1 protein-coding gene is annotated in these 1,966 nt (G+C 71.8%); it reads left to right on the forward strand.

The window, feature by feature from the left end:
- The coding region (locus BZY54_RS47050) for a glycoside hydrolase family 13 protein (protein ID WP_107420011.1) at window positions 1-1,528 on the forward strand (1,528 nt) is incomplete at its 5' end.
- Window positions 1,529-1,966 lie beyond the last annotated feature (438 nt).

The raw sequence follows: 1,966 nt of genomic DNA on the forward strand, positions 1-1,966 counted from the left end.
CGCCGACGGCGACGGCGACGGCACCGGGGACCTCGCGGGAGTCCGGGCGAGACTGCCCTACCTCGCGGAACTCGGCGTCGACGCGGTCTGGTTCACCCCCTGGTACGCCTCCCCGCTGGTGGACGGCGGCTACGACGTCTCCGACTACCGCAGCATCGACCCCGCCTTCGGCACCCTCGCGGAGGCCGAGAAGCTCATCGAGGAGGCCGCCGAGCTCGGTATCCGGGTCATCGTCGACATCGTCCCCAACCACGTCTCCGACCGGCATCCGTGGTTTCGCGCCGCGTTGGAGGCCGGACCCGGCAGCCCGGAACGGGAGCTGTTCCACTTCCGGCCCGGCCGCGGCGAGAGGGGAGAACTGCCGCCCAACAACTGGCCGTCACAGTTCTCCGGCCCGACCTGGACCCGGGTGCCCGACGGCGAGTGGTACCTGCACCTGTTCACCCCGGAACAGCCCGACCTCAACTGGGCCCACCCGGCCGTCCGCCAGGAGCACGAGGAGATCCTGCGCTTCTGGTTCCAGCGCGGGGTGGCCGGCGTGCGGATCGACTCCGCCGCCCTGCTGGTCAAGGACGCCTCGCTCGCCGACTTCGAGGAGGGAGTGGATCCCCACCCGTACATCGACCAGGACGAACTGCACGACGTCTACCGCGCCTGGCGGGCGATCGCCGACGAGTACGGCGCCGTGTTCGTCGGCGAGGTCTGGCTCCCGGACACCGAGCGCTTCGCGCGTTACCTCCGTCCCGACGAACTCCACACCGCCTTCAACTTCAACTTCCTCGCCTGTCCATGGGAGCCGGACCGGCTGCGCCGCTCCATCGACGACACCCTCGCCGAGCACGCTCCCGTAGGGGCCCCGGCCACCTGGGTGCTGTGCAACCACGACGTCACCCGGACCGTGACCCGATACGGCCGTGCCGACACCTCCTTCGATTTCGCGAAAAAGACCTTCGGCACCCCTACCGACCTGCGACTGGGCACCCGGCGCGCCCGAGCCGCCGCCCTGCTGACCCTCGCCCTGCCGGGCTCCGTCTACCTGTACCAGGGCGAGGAACTCGGGCTCCCGGAGGCCGAGGTGCCGCTGGACCGCATCCAGGACCCCATGCACTTCCGCTCCGGGGGCGTCGACCCCGGACGCGACGGCTGCCGCATCCCCCTGCCCTGGAAGGAGGACGCCCCCTGGTGCGGCTTCGGGCCGGGGTCCGAGCCCTGGCTGCCCCAGCCCGAGGGCTGGCGCGCGTACGCCGTGGACCGGCAGAGCGCCGAGCCGGACTCGATGCTGAGGCTGTACCGGGAGGCCCTGCTCCTGCGCCGGTCCGTTCCGGGCTTCGGTGACGGAGCCATGACCTGGTTGCCGGCTGACAACGGTGTCCTGGCCTTCGCCCGGACACACGGCGTGGTCTGCGTGGTCAACCTCTCCGACCACCCCGTCGAACTCCCGCCGTACGAGTCGCTGTTGCTGGCCAGCGGACCGCTCGACGCCGAGGGCCTGCTGCCGCGGGACACGGCGGTGTGGCTGCGGACCTGACCGTACGACGCGCCCGAAGCAGCCTGTCCGTGCCCGACCGTGGGCCACGGACAGGGCTTCGCGCGTCGAAGGACGCCGTCAGCGGTGCGGAGGAGGCCTTGCGATCCGCAACAGGTCTGCACTCGGATGCATATTGCCTTGCATCATCGCGCAACTTATCGATAACTGGCGTAAGAAGTGGGACAGTCGCGCCTGACGGGCCCAGCGCCACCGGCGGTCCGTGTCCCCGAGCGGTCCCCCGGCCACCCGACAGAAGTGAGCCCAGATGTTCCCGAGACGCCCTCGCGCACGTACCGGCGGGAGAGCCGCCGCCCTCGTCTGCGCCTTCCTCGCCCTCGGCACGGCGATCGACGGCGTCGCCGCGGCCGCGCCCGCCTCCGGGCCGACCTCCCCGGTCCGCGCCCGGCCGGCCGTCACCCGCGCCGCTCTGGACCCCGC

The sequence above is a fragment of the Streptomyces carpinensis genome, from assembly GCF_002154505.1.
GTDB lineage: Bacteria > Actinomycetota > Actinomycetes > Streptomycetales > Streptomycetaceae > Streptomyces > Streptomyces carpinensis.